The organism is Cecembia sp. (assembly GCF_007126775.1).
In the GTDB taxonomy this organism is placed as follows: Bacteria; Bacteroidota; Bacteroidia; order Cytophagales; family Cyclobacteriaceae; genus Cecembia.
Window position 1 is genome coordinate 38381 of record NZ_SLAP01000166.1, and the last position, 17088, is coordinate 55468.

17 protein-coding genes are annotated in these 17088 nt (G+C 41.6%); 7 read left to right on the forward strand and 10 right to left on the reverse strand.

The window, feature by feature from the left end:
- Positions 1-2: 2 nt before the first annotated feature.
- On the reverse strand, positions 3-725 hold the full coding sequence (locus QZT73_RS11100; protein WP_291788190.1) for an SAM-dependent methyltransferase: 723 nt from the start codon (positions 723-725) through the stop codon (positions 3-5).
- Positions 726-887: 162 nt separating this feature from the next.
- On the opposite strand from QZT73_RS11100, the gene QZT73_RS11105 reads away from it, so the two are divergent.
- Positions 888-1370: a hypothetical protein gene (locus QZT73_RS11105; RefSeq protein ID WP_291785647.1), complete on the forward strand. Its 483-nt coding sequence runs from the start codon at positions 888-890 to the stop codon at positions 1368-1370.
- A gap of 91 nt (positions 1371-1461) precedes the next feature.
- Positions 1462-2814: an amidohydrolase family protein gene (locus QZT73_RS11110; RefSeq protein ID WP_291785646.1), complete on the forward strand. Its 1353-nt coding sequence runs from the start codon at positions 1462-1464 to the stop codon at positions 2812-2814.
- Between the two features lie 36 nt (positions 2815-2850).
- On the opposite strand, the gene QZT73_RS11115 is transcribed toward QZT73_RS11110, so the two are convergent.
- From QZT73_RS11115 to QZT73_RS11135, 5 genes are read right to left on the reverse strand one after another with little or no spacing between them, the layout of a single operon-like run.
- Entirely contained in the window at positions 2851-3618 is a 768-nt protein-coding gene (locus QZT73_RS11115; RefSeq protein WP_291788171.1) for an alpha/beta fold hydrolase, read from the reverse strand.
- A gap of 25 nt (positions 3619-3643) precedes the next feature.
- Positions 3644-4399 (reverse strand): ThuA domain-containing protein, encoded by a 756-nt coding sequence (locus tag QZT73_RS11120; protein WP_291784857.1) that lies wholly within the window; start codon positions 4397-4399, stop codon positions 3644-3646.
- A 52-nt stretch (positions 4400-4451) separates the two neighbouring features.
- On the reverse strand, positions 4452-5222 hold the full coding sequence (locus QZT73_RS11125) for a M15 family metallopeptidase (RefSeq protein ID WP_291788173.1): 771 nt from the start codon (positions 5220-5222) through the stop codon (positions 4452-4454).
- Between the two features lie 2 nt (positions 5223-5224).
- Positions 5225-5986, reverse strand: a complete 762-nt coding sequence (locus QZT73_RS11130) for an SDR family NAD(P)-dependent oxidoreductase (RefSeq protein ID WP_291788175.1) — start codon at positions 5984-5986, stop codon at positions 5225-5227.
- A 39-nt stretch (positions 5987-6025) separates the two neighbouring features.
- On the reverse strand, positions 6026-6847 hold the full coding sequence (locus QZT73_RS11135; protein WP_291784863.1) for an NAD(P)-binding domain-containing protein: 822 nt from the start codon (positions 6845-6847) through the stop codon (positions 6026-6028).
- 100 nt (positions 6848-6947) lie between these two features.
- Between QZT73_RS11135 and QZT73_RS11140 the strand changes: the two genes are divergently transcribed.
- The gene (locus tag QZT73_RS11140; RefSeq protein ID WP_291784865.1) at positions 6948-7376 is read left to right on the forward strand and encodes a hypothetical protein; all 429 of its coding nucleotides are present in this window, start codon (positions 6948-6950) and stop codon (positions 7374-7376) included.
- Positions 7377-7405: 29 nt separating this feature from the next.
- Here QZT73_RS11140 and QZT73_RS11145 read toward each other — a convergent pair whose 3' ends face one another.
- From QZT73_RS11145 to QZT73_RS11155, 3 genes are all read right to left on the reverse strand, one after another.
- Positions 7406-8047 (reverse strand): sterol desaturase family protein, encoded by a 642-nt coding sequence (locus tag QZT73_RS11145; protein ID WP_291784867.1) that lies wholly within the window; start codon positions 8045-8047, stop codon positions 7406-7408.
- Between the two features lie 145 nt (positions 8048-8192).
- Entirely contained in the window at positions 8193-9338 is a 1146-nt protein-coding gene (gene bshA / locus QZT73_RS11150) for an N-acetyl-alpha-D-glucosaminyl L-malate synthase BshA (protein ID WP_291784869.1), read from the reverse strand.
- A gap of 83 nt (positions 9339-9421) precedes the next feature.
- Positions 9422-12400: a glycoside hydrolase family 3 N-terminal domain-containing protein gene (locus tag QZT73_RS11155; protein ID WP_291788178.1), complete on the reverse strand. Its 2979-nt coding sequence runs from the start codon at positions 12398-12400 to the stop codon at positions 9422-9424.
- Between the two features lie 162 nt (positions 12401-12562).
- On the opposite strand from QZT73_RS11155, the gene QZT73_RS11160 reads away from it, so the two are divergent.
- The 4 genes from QZT73_RS11160 to QZT73_RS11175 are packed head-to-tail and all read left to right on the forward strand — an operon-like array spanning position 12563 to position 16593.
- A complete protein-coding gene (locus QZT73_RS11160; protein WP_291778782.1) occupies positions 12563-12973 on the forward strand; it encodes a hypothetical protein in 411 nt (136 codons plus the stop codon).
- The gene (mutL, locus tag QZT73_RS11165) at positions 12970-14853 is read left to right on the forward strand and encodes a DNA mismatch repair endonuclease MutL (protein WP_291778779.1); all 1884 of its coding nucleotides are present in this window, start codon (positions 12970-12972) and stop codon (positions 14851-14853) included. The genes QZT73_RS11160 and mutL overlap by 4 nt, the downstream gene beginning before the upstream one ends.
- Before the next feature lie 3 nt (positions 14854-14856).
- Entirely contained in the window at positions 14857-15648 is a 792-nt protein-coding gene (locus tag QZT73_RS11170) for a rhomboid family intramembrane serine protease (RefSeq protein ID WP_291778776.1), read from the forward strand.
- Positions 15649-15657: 9 nt separating this feature from the next.
- Positions 15658-16593 carry a rhomboid family intramembrane serine protease gene (locus tag QZT73_RS11175; protein WP_291778772.1) on the forward strand — a complete coding sequence of 312 codons (936 nt, stop codon included), beginning with the start codon at positions 15658-15660 and terminating at the stop codon, positions 16591-16593.
- A gap of 14 nt (positions 16594-16607) precedes the next feature.
- Here the strand turns inward: QZT73_RS11175 and QZT73_RS11180 are convergent, their stop codons facing one another.
- On the reverse strand, positions 16608-17084 hold the full coding sequence (locus QZT73_RS11180; RefSeq protein WP_291778770.1) for a hypothetical protein: 477 nt from the start codon (positions 17082-17084) through the stop codon (positions 16608-16610).
- Positions 17085-17088 lie beyond the last annotated feature (4 nt).

Consider the following 17088-nt stretch of genomic DNA (forward strand, 5'->3'; position numbering starts at 1 on the left):
GTTCAATAGATTTTTAATCCTCCGGAAATCACAAATACAACAGGGATTTTATGCAGATCCAGTTTGTTGTTTTTCCAATCCTTGGCTGACTTGGTTTGGATCAGTTCATCTTTTCCAGTTAGATTTTTGGCGATGCAAAGCAGGGTTTCGGGGTGAAGATGGGTTATCAGGTCTTGGAACAATTGATTGTTTCTAAAAGGCGTTTCCATAAAAATCTGTGTCCGGTTTTGTTGAATGGCCTCTGACTCCAGTGCTTTGATGGCTTGAACCCTCATTTTTTTATCGATGGGCAGGTAACCATGGAATGCAAAAGACTGACCATTAAAACCTGAACCCATCAGTGCCAAAAACATGGAACTTGGACCACTAAGGGGCACCACCTGAACGCCTTTCTCATGAGCCAATGCCACAGCAGCAGCCCCTGGATCTGCTATTCCCGGACAACCTGCCTCTGACATTATGCCCATATCCACTCCTTCCATAAGCGGCTGCGTAATGCGCTCCAGTTCTGCCCTTCTGGTCTTTTTGTCCATTACTTCAAAGTGCAATTCCTCTATATTCAGTCCCAATTTCAGGCTACTGATAAATCTTCTGGCGGTACGCACATTTTCTACCAGGTAATGCTTGGTATGGCTAATGATTTCCCGGATTTCTTCTGAAATGACTTTATCCGCGGTGTCCTCGGCCACAACAGTGGGTATAAGGTACAGTTTTCCTCTTTTCATCCTATAAAGATATATGGTTCGCATTATTTTTCTTAATCCATCTGTTTTTGAGCAATTACAGGCTTTATTGTTTGTTGGTCATGTAATCCAGCATTTTTAATTTTGCTTTCCTTAGGAATAAAAATAAGTTCTTATATTTAGTAGGAAAACAGTCAAAAAAACATGAAAAATTTAGTCTTTATAGTTGTTTTGTTTGCCTTGCCTTATGTGCAGGTTTTTGGACAGACGGATAAGCAAATGATTGATGTGGAATATGATTTTTTTGGTTCCATCAACTCTTATTCAGTTTCTGGAAAGACATTGCACTATAAGGATTTGAAAGCCATTTTTGAAAATTATCCAGAACCTAAGGTTCATATGGACAAGGCCATTAAAAGAAAAAATATAGCCACTCCACTTTTAGCAATAGGAGGGGCAGGGCTTATCACCAGTTTCATCGTAAGGACGACCGATGCAGGTCCTGCTGTATTTTGGTCATCTTTTGGCGTTTTTGCGGTTGGTGCGTCTTATCACCAAGGATACCGCGTGAACCTCCAACGTGCTGTCAATACCTATAATAAAAATCTATTTGAGTCTACCAGGGTAAGAAGTAGTTTGGATTTAAAGTTAAGTCCCCTTCAAACAGGCTTGATTTACAGTTTTTGATAATTTTACCCAACTTAATTATTTTGGTTCCTTTTTTTCTAATTTAGGTTTAATTTCCAATTGGTTTAAAATTGATAAAAGAGATTCATTCATGAAGCAGTATAAGCATCTTGGTACTCTGATGTGCCTTTTCTTTTACATGATGGCAATTCCGTTTTCCGGCAAAGCTCAAGAAGTCAAAGCATTGGTGGGAGGGACATTGATTGATGGTTTTGGAGGACCACCCATTAGAAACTCGGTCATTATCATTGAAGGGGAGAGGATCAAAGAAGTCGGACAGGTCGGTTTCCTTCAGGTTCCTGAGGGGGCAGAGATTATTTCCACAGAAGGCATGTCTGTTATGCCAGGGCTCTGGGACATGCATGTGCACTTGATGATCAATGGGCATAGCAATTACACCCATTGGGACAGTACCTACATCGATCTTTTTGAATCAGTCATCATGCCATCCTCCGCCCATCAGCTTCTTTTGGCAGGAGTGACCTCCGCCAGAGATTTGGGGGCTCCTTTAGAGGCTAGCATCAATGTCCGTGAGCGCATCAATAAGGGCGAAATCCCAGGTCCTACACTGTATGTTTCAGGACCATTTATACAAAAAGAACCTTATCCAGGAACCAAGGCCTTCCGCTGGGGAGTCAATGGACCTGCTGATGCCAGGGCTAAGGTTAAAAAACTGATAGATGCCGGTGTAGACCTAATCAAACTGATTGATCATGATGAAATGACTTTTGAAGAAGCAAAAGCAGTCGTCGAGGAGGCCCATAAATATGGGAAACCTGTTATTGCCCATTCGCATAGACCCGAGGAAATTCGAATAGGAATGCAAATCGGAGTGGATTGCTTTGAACATACAGGGCTTGCCTCCGCTCCTGAATATCCGGAAGATATAATTGAATTGATCAAAGAGCGTACTGCCAAGATGAATTTAGGGCCACTTTATTGGACACCTACTGTGGAAGGTCTGTACAATTATGAGTACACACGCAACAACCCCGAGAAACTGGATGATCCTTCATGGCATTTGGGATTGCCTGATTCCATTATTCGCGACATAAGGGCCTCTCTACGTTTTCCGGGAAGAATGCCCTATTTTCAATTGACACCAGTGAGAAAACCCACTCTGGAAAGAAAGATCAATCAGCTCAAAGATGCAGGAGTAGTCATGCTTATTGGCACAGACAGTGGTATTCCCATGAAGTTCCACAGTCAAAGTACTTGGAATGAATTGGATGTATGGGTCAATGAATTTGGTTTTGATCCATTATTGACAATTAAAGCCGCAACTTACTGGCCAGCAGTAGCCATGCGGGCAGATCATGATTATGGAACAATCAGTGAAGGTAAATACGCCGATATCATTGCCGTCAGAGGGGATGTGTTACGCTATATCAGTTTGCTCCAAAATGTGGATATGGTGGTGAAGCATGGTAAAAGGGTCAAGTGACGGATTCAGTAATCTGTCACTGTATCTATCGGTGAATTACATCTTATTCAAAAAGGAACGCACTGTTTCAATGACGGCGGCTGGTTGCTCGGCATGTAACCAGTGTCCCGCATTTTTGATGTAAATCAGGTGACTGTTAGGGAAGAGCTGCTCTATATCTTTCTTATCAGTTTCCAGAATATAGTCTGAATTTTCACCCCCCATAAAGAGTGTAGGTTTATCAAAATGAGCATTGGAATCCATGGCTTCCCCTACATTGGCAATTTTTTCTGTGATCACAGGCAGATTGACTTTCCATTTGAAACCACCATTATCTCCCCTGCCGAGACTTTTGAGTAAAAATTGGCGAATGCCCTGAGTCTGGATGTATTGGGCCAAGATATCTTCTGCTTCTTTTCTCGATTTTAAGTCATTGACGGGAATGGCATTCAGTCCCTCTAATATTCTTTGGTGGTGAATGGGATAAAAGCGAGGAGCGATATCAGCCACGATGAGCTTATCCACCAACTCAGGATGTTTTAATGCCAAGGTCATAACGGTTTTTCCTCCCATAGAATGGCCCATAAAGAAAGCAGAGGAGAGTCCTTCTTCCTCCATGAGGTCTTTTAGGTCTTCTGCCATGACAGTATAGTTCCATTCATCTGTATGTGGGGAATCTCCATGATTCCTTTGGTCCACCAAATACAAGGTGAAATATTTTTCCAATTCTCTGGCAATGGTAAACCAATTGTCTGCAGATCCAAAAAGACCGTGGACAATAATAAGGGGCTTTCCAGCCCCCATTTTTTTAAAATTCAATTTCATCAAAATATTTTTTATGCAAATCCTATCAGTCAATTGGGAATCCTTTAGCTGCCCACCAGATACCACCATAGAGGTGTTTTAGGAAATCTTTGTCTTCATAAGTTGACTCCAAATGTCCCAGCGCAGTATAAAATACCCTGCCTCCATCAAACTCATGGTACCAAGCCATGGGATGGAAGTCCCCCATACCATCTTTGGCATCATAAGTCCTTTCATCAGCTGTGATCAAAACGGTTACTTCCTGATTAAAGTTCTTGAAGGCATAAAGCTCATCAGTCCATATCCATTTTTCGGGAAGGTGATAGGTAGCAGGATGGTTTCTATTGACCACATCTAGTTTTAAAGTTTGATTATGGGGGTGATTTTTAAATTGTGCCCCAATCATTTTATTATACCACTCCCAATCATACTCGGTATCAGTGGCGCTGTGAATACCGACCACTCCTTTGCCGGATTGCACAAAGCGTTGAAATGCTGCCCGCTGCTCCTCGTTGAAAATGGTTCCAGTAGTGTTATTCATCACGAGGACATCATATTTGGCAAGATTTTCATCATTGATAAGATTGGCGTCCTCACTTACATATACATCAAATAAGTGTTCCTTGCTGAGTCGCTTGATGGCTGCTGCTGCTTCAGGGATGGCCTGATGTCTGAACCCTTGGGTTTTACTGAAAATCAAGACCCGGAATTGACCTCTTTGTTGGGCCATGGTCTCTAGGCTGAAGCACATCATCAGTACCATCATCAATATCAGCTGAAAGTATTGTTTCATTCTGTTCATGGTGTTAGGGTTTTATGTTGAGATTTTTGTAAATTAATATAACCAATGTTTTTCAGTGGACAAGTCCATACAATTCTGCTGCTTTCTTTCTGGAAAAAGCGTTGAAATGCCACCACTCTGAGCCAATTCCGGTAAATCCTCCCGCCTTCATTGCTTCTCTTAAGATTTTTCTATTGTCGATATGGGCCTGGGTGATTTTTCCTTCTTTGAGCATTTGGTCCTCCCTATCAGGGTAGGCAGGATATCCAAAATAATCGTAGGCGGTTCCTAAATCCAAAGCCTCTCCACTATCCGCCCATGCCAGGGTAAGGTCCACAGCTACTCCATAATTATGAAGCCCTCCTATTTTGGGATCCGCTACATAAAGGGGTTTGATACTGTCTGGCTTGTCTAAATTATCCCATAGAATTTGCTGTACCCTTAAGGGCCTGACTCCGTCGTAAATCAAAAATGTCAGTTCAGGATGGTATTTTTGTAAATGTTCATACGCTTTTTTTAACATTTCTGCTACCTCTGTCTGTAGGTAGCAGTTGTATAAATCACCATATACGTCCTGTCCAAAAAAATTATCGCTGCTGGAGTATTTCAAGTCTACAAATACACCTGGGATTATATCTTTTACATCAACAAGACCGGCATCGATAAGACTTTGTTCTAATTCACCTACAGTTTCGGTTTCCTCAGGTTCCTGATCATCTTGGGACCAATCTTCTTCAGTTTCCAATACAATTGCCGCATTGTCATCTACTGTTTCATTTTTTGGGTTACAGCCAAAAGCAAGAAAGGCAATTAAGCATAAGGTTTGGTAAATTCTTCTGTACATTATTAAAGGTTTTTCTTGACCATGGCTGCTGTTGCCTGGGCAGAGGGAAGGATTACGATATCTGCCAATACCACATGGGCAGGTCTGCTGACAGCAAAGGCTATGGTTTCTGCAATGTCCTCTGCTGTCAGTGCTTGGTAACCTGTATACACTGATCTGGACCGGCCTTCGTCTCCTTTGAACCTGACCAAGGAAAATTCTGTCTCGACCAGACCAGGATGAATCCCCATTACCCGAATACCATGAGGATTGAGGTCAATGCGCATGCCTTTGGTAAGGGCGTCCACAGCGTGCTTGGAAGCACAATATACATTACCTAATGGATAAACTTCTTTTCCTGCGATGGATCCGATATTGACAATCGTCCCTGTATTCCTTTTGACCATTTCAGGAATAACTTCGTTGGAGACATAAAGCAAACCTTTGACATTGATGTCCATCATGGCATCCCAGTCATCTGGATTACCAGACTGAATAGGGTCCATGCCATGGGCATTTCCTGCATTATTGATCAAAACATCTACTTTTTTCCAGGCATCAGGCAAGGTTGCAAAAGCATCTTTCACAGCTTCCTTGTCCCTGACATCAAACGTCAGGCTCAATGAATCTACCCCTTCCTTGTTTAATTCTATTTGTAATTCCTGCAGCCTTTTATACCTTCTCCCGGTAGCAATGATGTTGTATCCAAGTTGCGCAAGAGAAAGTGCTGTAGCCCACCCGATACCAGAGCTGGCACCGGTGACCATCGCTATTTTCTTTTCCATGACATGAATTTAATTATTTAAGTCTGCTAAATGAAATAATTATCGAAGACGGTAAGAAAAATTCAAAGGATTAGGGAATTTAAATTCAAATCCTGTGTCCAGAATTTTATCTGCTGAAATTTCTTTCCAGGAATTCCCAGCAGTAGTGTAGCTAAGGGGAGGAGAAAAGCCCAGATCATTGGCATTTTTTTCATAAATATCCCTTCTCTTGGGATGTAGTGGAGCCACTCCATTCAGGATCTCGTTTTTGATCTTTTGTTCAATCACCCAGGCTACAAGCCTAACCGCGTCTTCCTGGTGAATATAGTTAACAGGTGAATCTCCTATCACATTTTCTTTGCCTGAAAAATATTTTCCTGGAATCCTGTCCAAGCCAAGTAGCCCTCCAAAACGGATAATGGTCAGGTCATAGGGTGGGAAGCCTGCTAAAAGGATGCTTTCTGCTTTGATGATGGCATTATTCCCACCCCCCTCATCATGTATGACATCACTTTCTTTGGCAATTTGAGCATTGTCAGGGTATACAGAGGTAGAGGAAACGAAAATGACCCATGGAATTTTGGCTTGAATGGCCATTTCTTTGATATGCTTGATTTGCTCGGGATGGAAACTTTCCGGCATCACCCTTGTCCTAGGAGGAATATTGATGAAAAGAATATCTGTATCCAATAATTTTTCATAGTGGAGTCCCTCAGGTTGGGGGCCTAACCTCAATTCGTATGCTTCTACTCCTTTTTGGTTCAATTTATCTACCTTCTCAGGACTTGTTGCACTCCCTTTCACAGTATATCCCTGTTGAATCAGCGCATGGGATAAGGGTTCTCCCAGCCATCCTAAACCTATGATACTCACTCTACTCATGTCAAATTAAATTTTTGCTGAAATTTTAAGTAAATTAGAAATACAAATAAGCTAATTTTGGAATGGTTTTGGTTTTTAATATGAAGCGTACATTTTAATTATGAGGACAAAAATTTTAATCATATTGTTCCTTTTTATCTCATTTACCTCATGTAAAAAAGAAAAGGAAGATAATCCTTTGGTAGGGAATTGGTTTGGCTTTGATTCAGATTCTCTGTATTACGAGTTATACATTACGGATACAATAATCATTCTTAATCATGAAAGTATGGGTATTGCAGAATATGGGTATGAAAAAGACGGAAAAAAGCTAATAACCATCACACCTTTATTTTTTGAGAGATTTTGGACATTTGAGGAGTTGAACGATTCGGTTTTTATAATTTCTGATACCTTGGAAAGGCATCATTATAGAAAACTCGAAATTCCTATAGATTTTTTTAAAAGTATTCAGGATTCTGTTGAAATGCAGAATTTTAAAGAAGGTTTTGCGGAACGTCTGAGTAAATTCAAACAAGTAGAAGAATAAAAAAAAAAGCCCTGATCAGGGCTTTTTTTTTATTCCTTTTTTGGCATGGTGCCTAAAATATAATCCCAAAGGGGAGAACTCACACCAAAAGCTACATCCGGATCCTTATAATGGTGTACGGCATGGTTGACCCAAAGAATTTTCAAGAAATTTTTTGGGGGTTGAAATGCATGCACTGCATAATGCACTCCAAGGTAGGCAGCATAACCGGTCAGAAAACCAGGTAAGAAATAAAGTGCATAATCTCCCATGACCAAAGTAAATACAATGTAGAAAATAAAAGCATATGCCGCACTCACGAAAGGAGGCATCGCCAATCTGTCCTTATCTTTCGGGTAATCATGATGCACCCCATGAACTGTATATTGTAACTTGTCCTTGGTAGGTGTATCCGGTTCCATATGGAAAAAGTGTTTGTGCATCATATATTCCACAAATGTGAATACAAGAAAACCCCCAAGGAGGACAATAAATCCCAAGTAAACTGAAATTTCAGTACTAGTCAGTGCATAGAAGAGAGACACTGCTGAAATGGAAAAAAACAGGATTATCGGAATACTGATATGGGTTCTGGACAACTTTTCAAGAACCGGGTTTTTAAAGATCCTCGCAGATCCGTTATTATCCGGCCTGTCCAGTCTCCCAATTTTCTTTAAGGTAGTCGTACTCATGATTTGTAACAATTTAGTTAAACAAGTGGCCTAAATGACAAATTATATTATCCCAATATCCTTGGGAATATGGTATTCGGGACAAATTTAATGCAAATGGTTAAATATCTATGTTTTCGGCAAACTAATTAATACATGATTTTCCTCATACATCCATCAGTTTCTTATGTGCCTTTTCAATTGTATCCCTATAAAACTGTTCATATAATGGGCGTATGTTTGTAACATCAAATTCCTTCGCCCTGTTTAGCGCATTGGCCTTAAATCTTGGTAAATTTTTGTCATCAAGTATATCCAGCGCCTTTTCAGTCATGGTAGTTACATCCCCGATATTACACACATAGCCAGTAACCCCGTCAATATTCAGTTCAGGAATCCCTCCAGCATTGGAAGAGAGCACAGGTACTTCGCAGGCCATGGCTTCAAGTGCTGCCAAACCGAAGCTTTCTTTTTCGGAGGGCATCAGGAACAAATCAGCCACAGACAGCACCTCTTCCACTGCTTCTAGCTTTCCTAAAAACCTGATATCATCGCATGTGCCCAAATCTCTGCACAAGCGCTCCATTTTGTCTCTTTCAGGACCATCTCCAACCAACAATAGCTTAGCAGGTATTTCTTTTCTTAATTGGTAAAATACCCGAATGACATCCTCTACCCGCTTTACTTTTCTGAAATTGGAGGTGTGAACAAGTAATTTCTCATCAAATGGGCAAATCGCTCTTTTGAAATGTTCCTTTTTTTGTTTTTTGAAACGCTCCAAATCAATAAAATTCGGAATGACCTCAATGTGTGTTTTAATAGGGAAATGCTCAAAGGTATCTTTCTTCAGGTCTTCTGAAACCGCTGTAACCCCATCAGATTGGTTGATGCTGAAGGTGACAACAGGTTCATAACTTGGATCTTTTCCCACTAAGGTTATGTCTGTTCCGTGAAGTGTGGTGACAACCGGAATATAAATACCTTCCTCTTTTAGTATTTGCTTTGCCATATAAGCAGAAGATGCATGAGGGATTGCATAATGCACATGCAAAAGATCAAGTCCTTCATACTTTACCACATTTACCATTTTACTGGCAAGCGCAAGTTCATAGGGGGCGTGTTCAAAAAGAGGATAGCTTTTGATATCTACTTCATGATAAAATAGATTTTCGCTGAAAAAATCCAGCCGTGTAGGTTGCCTGTATGTAATGAAGTGGACCTGATGTCCCTCTTTAGCCAAGGCTTTACCCAATTCTGTCGCAACGACACCGCTACCACCAAAGGTGGGATAGCAGACGATTCCAATTTTCATAACGGTTGCTTTCTGTATATCTTGGTAAACATGAGTTTATGGTATTATTGTTCAAATCTCACCAAAAATCATTCCATAAGGGTTTAACTTTTTCGTTGGGCCTGATAGATGATATCATGGATTTTGGTGCGGATTTCATCTTTTAGTAAAATATTGTTGTTGGCATTTGGATGTACCCTGTTGGAAAGGAATACATAAATCAGTTCATTTTCAGGATCCGCCCAGACACAGGTACCTGTAAAACCGGTATGACCAAAAGTGCTTTTGGACGCCAATACACCTGCGCTGCCACCTTTTCCCCTTTCGGGTTCAGGCTTGTCCCAGCCCCATCCTCTTCTGCTTTGCTGGGACTGTCTTTTGGTAAAGTCCCGGATGGTTTTTTCATCCAAAATCTCAACATCCCCATATTTACCCCCATTCAGCATCAATTGCATCATGACCGCTAAGTCATTGGCCTTGCCAAATAGGCCTGCATGTCCAGCCACGCCACCATACATTGCCGCGCCGGGGTCGTGTACATACCCTTGAATCAACCTTTTTCTAAACGTTATATCATCTTCTGTAGGTGCAATCAGGTATTGTGGCATTTTTTTTACCGGATTAAAAGTAAGGCTATTCAGGCCCAAGGGCTCATAGAAGTTCTGACTGACAAAGTCATCCAGGGGCTGATTGGTAAGCCTTTCCACCAGTTCCTGTAGGAGATACATCGTCAGGTCAGAGTACACATAACTGTAATTTCTTCTGCCTGGCTCCAATTTTCGTAGATCTGACTTCAAGGTCCAGGACCAAATGCTGTCTCTTAAACTATTTCTGGCAAACATGTCATTCGAAACCGGTAGGGTAAATTCCTGCTCTGGTTTTTCCCGGTAGTATTCATTTTTCCAACTTCCGGCTTCCACCGTTTTGGCATAATGGGGTATAAAGGCCACTAGCCCTGCCTCATGGGCCATGATATCCTTTAAGATGAGTTTGCCTTTGTTGGTGCCGTTCAATTCCGGGAGGTAATGGCCAATCGGAAGGTTCATGTCAATCAGGTCCCTGCTGGCCAGAAACATTACCGCCTGGGTCGTGGCCAAGACCTTGGTAATTGAAGCCAGGTCGTAAACCGTTTCTGTACTTACCGGCTTGGATTTGTTATAATCATAATGGCCATATGCTTTTTCAAAGACGACTTGTCCATTTTTTGCTACAAGTACTACCCCGCCGGGGAAAGCCCTTTTGGCAATGCTGATTTCCATTACCTGGTCAATCTCAGCCAATTTTCTGCTGTTGAGCCCCTGACTTTCAGGAATAGAATAGGACAGTCTGCCAAGTCCCTCCAAATATCCACCTGAACCTATCCTGAGCGCTTCACTGATGGATACTGGAAGCATTCCGTAGGCATTTCTTGCACCAAAAATAACTTCAGGAGTCAGGCTTTGGGTAAAATTATTGTTCTCAAAGGTGATGATGTGATGGGGCATTTCCGAAAGTTTTTTGGATGCATAAGCATTTCCAAAAAGCACAGTTATGACGGTTTTTTCCTGACTTAGTTTGTTTAAATACAAGATATCAGCCCCGCTGATTCCAAATCCTTTTGAGGGATTATTGGTAACTCCCATAATACCCACAACAACGGTGCTATGCCCGGCAAGTTTTTTCTCCATTTGGGACCAAGCACCTACATCTGAATTCTTGGGAAGTTCAAAGTGATCAAATGAAGCATATTTGGAAAGTTTTTCCTGAAAGACTTTTCCGTCCCCTCCAATGGTCAAGGAGGCAAAATTATGTAAATCCAGATGTTTCAGCGGAAGCACATTATTTCGATTGCTTGTTACCGTAATGGCTTCTGCAAAGAGTTTCTCTGCAAGGAGTTTGGTCTCCGAACCATTGATCCGGTCCAGTAACTTATTCGTCTCAATTGGAGTATTTTGATGTAGACCTGCCCAATATTTGGCTTTAAGAATTTTTTTAACCCGATTATCTATTTCTTCCTTGCTGATTTTGCCTTCTTCTACGGCCTGCAAAATCATTTCTTTGGCTTTGGGGACATCCTGAGAGTAGACCAAAATATCATTTCCTGCCAATAGGGCCATTAGGTCCACCTCTCCGGGTTTGTAAAAATTCGAAACCCCTTTCATGTTGAGCGCGTCAGTAAATACAAGCCCATTGAAATTCATTTGTGTTTTCAATAAATCCGAAACCACATACTTGGAAAGGGTGCTGGCTTTGTTGCGCTCGGAATCCAGGCTAGGGATGTACAAATGGGCAACCATCACACTCATAAGGTCTTGGTCAATAAGTTCCCGATAAGGATAGAGGTCTATATCTTTGATTCTGTTCTCGGAGTGATTGATGACCGGTAAGGTGTAATGGGAATCCGATTCCGTATCACCATGTCCTGGAAAATGTTTCGCATTGGCCATTACCCCATGGTCCTGTAATCCTTTCATGTAAGCCAGGGATTTTTTGGCAACCAATCTTTTTTCCTCACCGAAAGCCCTGTATCCGATCACAGGGTTATTTGGATTTGAGTTCACATCCACTACTGGAGCAAAATTAATATGCATGCCCAATTCTTTGAACTGACGGGCCATTTCTTTACCCATATCATAAATCAGGTCTTCTTGGGGCAGGGCCCCCAGAGTCATGGCTTTTGGAAAGGCGATGACAGAATCCAGCCGCATGTTGATGCCCCATTCTGCATCCATGGCAATAAATAAAGGTACCGGTGAAATGGATTGGTAATAATTGGTGAGGTTGGCTTGGCGGACAGGGCCTCCCTGAAAAAAAATCAGCCCTCCCAGTTGCTGTTCGCGGATAAGCCGGGCAATTTCCTGCCTGTGTCTCGCATCTTTATTTGAATAGGCAGCGACCATAAAAAGTTGTCCCAAACGTTCCTCAAAGGTCTGTGCATGGAAGACACTGTCCACCCAGGCCATTTGCTTTCTTTGGTCTTTGGCTGACAAAGGATCCCTTTCCTCTCTTTTGCGGTCTTCATTTACTTTTTCCCATCCCATCACCGCATCGGCCTGAAATACGACCATTAGCGTAATCAAAATGCCCCAAACTTTAATCCGCATATACCTGTTAAATTTTTATTGCTTAAATTTTAAAATAACTTTGTATGAATATACACCGTTTTGTACAAACATACACGAAATTCCCTTAGTCTGGAATCAAATTTGACCAAAGGTTAAGATGAGTACTTAACGTCATGTGTTTCATTTGAATTGAGTAGCACCATGAAATTTCCTCAAATATTCCGTACGACCCAACCCATGCGCTTTGATATCAAGCCACGCTATTACGATCCCGTCAAGGAAGAGATCCAACAGCGGACTTCAAGGATAAAAAAAGAACTGCAATCAGAGGGTAAATTGCCCCTTGAGGGAGATAATCTCGATGATTACAACGGCTATGATGGATCCTCGATCCGTGGGGCCTTTACTGCGGGAAGTCAGATCAAGGGCAGGAAAAGCTCTGCCCTTAACAGCGCCGGCATGTTGAGACTGGTGATCTTTGTTCTGTTGATCGGAAGTCTTTTTGGATATATCTATTATGGTCCAGAGGCCATTTACCTAATACTTTATGCTTTGGGCGGTATTTTGTTGCTTGTGCTCTTTTTTAGAATCAGAAGACAGCAGCGGCGATGAGCGATATTATTCAGCTTTTACCTGATGCAATAGCCAATCAGATTGCTGCAGGAGAAGTAGTACAGCGACCGGCTTCTGCATTGAAGGAATTGATGGAAAATGCCATTGATGCAGGGGCAACTCAGGTTCAGGTTTTGGTAAAAGAGGCAGGGAAAGTCCTCATTCAGGTCATTGATAATGGCAATGGAATGAGTATGACTGATGCACGCATGAGTTTTGAACGGCATGCCACCTCCAAAATCCGAACCTCTGAGGATCTTTTTGCTATCCGTACATTCGGTTTCAGAGGAGAAGCCCTGGCCTCAATTGCTGCTGTGGCCCAAGTTGAAATGAAAACCCGTCCCAAAACAGAAGAATTGGGCACACTGATTCAAATCGAAGGCTCCGAAGTAAAAAAACAAGAGGCTGTATCCTGCATGGAGGGTACGCAGATTACTATCAAAAACTTATTTTTTAATGTTCCCGCAAGAAGAAATTTCCTCAAGTCCAATCCTGTAGAAATGCGACATATGGTGGAAGAATTCCAGCGGGTCGCGCTAGCTTACCCCCATGTGGGATTTAGCCTTTCTCAAAATGACATGGAGCTATTTAATCTTCCGGAAGGAGGTAAATTGAGCCAAAGGATAATTGGACTTTTTGGGAAGTCTTATCAGGGTCAATTAGTGGCCTGTAAAGAAGAAACCCCTCATTTGCATGTGAGAGGGTATATAGGTAAACCTGAACATGCCAAAAAAACCAGAGGAGAACAGTATTTCTTTGTCAATAACCGCTTTATCAAAAGCAATTACCTGCATCATGCAGTGGCCAATGCTTTTGAAGGATTGATGGCACCAGATATGCATCCTTTTTATGTGCTTTTTTTGGAAATTGATCCTACGCACATAGATATCAATGTTCATCCTACCAAAACAGAAATAAAATTTGATGATGAAAGGACCGTTTATGCCGTGGTCCGGTCAGCAGTGAAACAGGCACTTGGAGCACATAATGTGGTGCCTACACTCGATTTCTCCATGGATGTCAACTTTGCTGAAAACTGGAAAAATGATACCCATAAAAAATCTCAGGTACAATGGGAAAATGAACTGATACCTGAGGACCTGAACAAAGAAAGTAGCTATAAAACGTTTCAAAGCCCAGGATTTAAAAAGCAATCAGTGACCGGTTGGGAGAAACTCTTTGAAGGCAATAAGCCCTTTGAAACACAAGAAGGTACAATTGCTTCTCAGGAGGGGCATGATATCATGACATTTACTTCAAAAGCAAGTGAAGAAATTCCTTCACCGGATGGAGAAGTCGAACAGCCACTAGAAAAAACGGGAGTTACATTTCAGATTGAATTGAACTATATTGTAGCGCAGATTTCAGCAGGTCTGATGATCATCGATCAGCAGTCAGCCCATGAACGCATACTCTATGAAAGGTTTACCAAGCAGCTTTTACAGGCATCGGGAGCCTCTCAGCAATGCCTGTTCCCCCCACATATACAGCTATCTGCAGCAGATTTTTCATTGGTAATGGATATCAGGGAAGAATTGCATAGCCTGGGATTTGTGGTCTCAGAATTTGGAAAAGATACCATACTGATACAAGGGGTACCTGCCGATGTTCAGGTAACCAATGAGAAGGCACTATTTGAGGGCTTATTGGAGCAGTTTAAGCATTTCAAGTCTGAGCTATCCCTAGATAAAAGGGAAAATCTGGCCAGATCATTGGCCAGAAAATCTGCGCTTAAAAAAGGCACGAAATTGGATGCTTCCGAAATGGAGGCAGTTGTGGCGCAGTTATTTTCCTGTCAAAATCCGAATTATGGGCTTTCGGGGAACAAAACCTTCATAAAACTTGATTTACAAAAAATACACGCTTTTTTTACCAGATAATTTATGTTCGGAAATCTAACACCAGTTGTAAAGAATCTGCTGCTAATAACAGTCGGTGCATTCGTGGTTGCTGCTTATTTAATGCCGCAGCTGCAGGCAATTTTTGCATTGTATTACGTCAATAGCAATCGGTTTATGCCTACACAGTTTTTGACTTATATGTTCATGCATGCCGATGGCTGGCATCTATTCAGCAATATGTTTGGATTATTTATATTTGGACCATTGTTGGAACAATTTCTGGGACCAAAGAAATTGTTGACCCTTTGGATGGTATGTGGGGTAGGTTCCGGGCTACTTTACTCAGGGTATACAGCTTACCGGATGAGCCAAATGGACAAAACCATCAGTGAGTTTTATACCGACCCAAGCCCTGAGGGTTTCAGTAAATTTGTAAAAGATTATCCGGCTTTCTTCAAATCTGGAGTTTATGACTTTATAGATGCGTATAGCAGGAATCCTCAAAATGACAATTTGGAACAAAGAGCCAAGGACAACCTGCTCACTGTTCGTGAGATGCAGGCAAATATTCCCATGGTTGGGGCCTCAGGGGCTTTATTTGGGGTTTTAATTGCATTTGCCATGCTTTTTCCAAACACCCAGCTGTTTTTGTTGTTTCCACCTATGCCGGTGAAAGCCAAATATTTGGTTTTCTTTTATGGCCTTTACACAGTTTATAACGTAATTTATAACAACCCAACAGACAATGTGGCGCATTTCGCCCATTTAAGTGGTTTGGTGATAGGTGCAGCAATGATTTGGTACTGGAGAAAGGATAGAAAAAGTTTCTACTAAAATATAATTATGTACGGAGGATTCTGGGACAATTTGAGGAATGCATTCAGGCACAGCAACAACAGCCTGTACAAGATCATGGCCATCAATATATTGGTCTTTTTTGTCATGGTCATCATGCGGGTTTTCTTTACTTTTTCAGGTGCTGGAAATATTTATGACGGTTTGCGGGGTTTATTGATGATGCCTGCTGACCTTTCCGTATTTATTGTGCGGCCCTGGTCTATTCTTACCTATATGTTTTTTCATGAAGGTCTCTTCCATATTCTTTTTAATATGCTGTTTCTATATTGGTTTGGACTGATAGTAGACCAATATTTGGGGAGTAGAAAATTAGCGAATCTGTACATACTCGGAGGTATTGCAGGAGCAGTGCTGTATGTCGTCATGTACAATATATCCCCATATTTTGAAGAGGTACTGCCGATGGCCAAAATGCTTGGGGCCAGTGCAGGTGTTTATGCGATCGTAGTCGGAGCTGCCACACTTGCTCCCAATACCACCTTCCAATTGATCCTGCTTGGACCTGTGAAAATAAAATACATCGCTATTTTCTATGTAGTCATTGCCTTCGTTAATTCCGCAGGCAGCAATGCAGGTGGAGAATTGGCCCATTTAGGTGGTGCCGCCTTGGGATTTTTTTATATTATCCAGCTCAGGAAAGGCAATGATTGGGGAAGACCCATTCAAGCTATTGGTATTTTCTTTGAAAAATTATTGGAGAAGAAACCCAGTGTAAAGGTTTCTTACAGAAAAAAGAAGACTTATTCTACTACGGAAAAATACACCTCTGAAAAAAACAGTTCAAAAACCAATGTTTCAGGTTCAGGAACTGCTCCCACGCAGGAGGAAATAGACCTGATCCTTGACAAAATAGCAGATAAGGGTTATGATGGTCTGAGTAAGGAAGAGAAACGCAAACTTTTTGAATTCAGTAAGAAATAATCCTTTTTTCGGTATCAGTACTGTCCAATTTTAAATACCAAAGCCACCCGGAGAACAGGTTGCCGCGTGTTCTGACTTTGTATTTTAAATTCTGTATTCAGGCCAAAGTTGTCTGCTACATCCAAAAAAGCACCCAGGCCAAAGTTACCTCCTGGTCTTGAAAGCGTAGTTCCAGGAAGACCTGGCTGGGCATTGATCCACAGGTTGTTATAGCCCCCCATCACATAAATTTGAGAAATACCTTCTGTAAGGTAATAGCGAAGATCCATATTGAGGTTGGAACTTCGTCCAAAATCAGGAAACCAATAGGTGAAACTTGGCGCCAATGAGAATTTGTCAATAAATAGGTATTCCAAACCTGCATGGGCACCCAGATCATTGATCTGTAATTTATAATCTGCACCTAATTGCAACCTAAAATCTCCTTGCTCTTGGGCATAGATGAGGCTTGTTGTCAAAGTCAATAGAAATATAATCGCCAGTTTTTTCATGCAT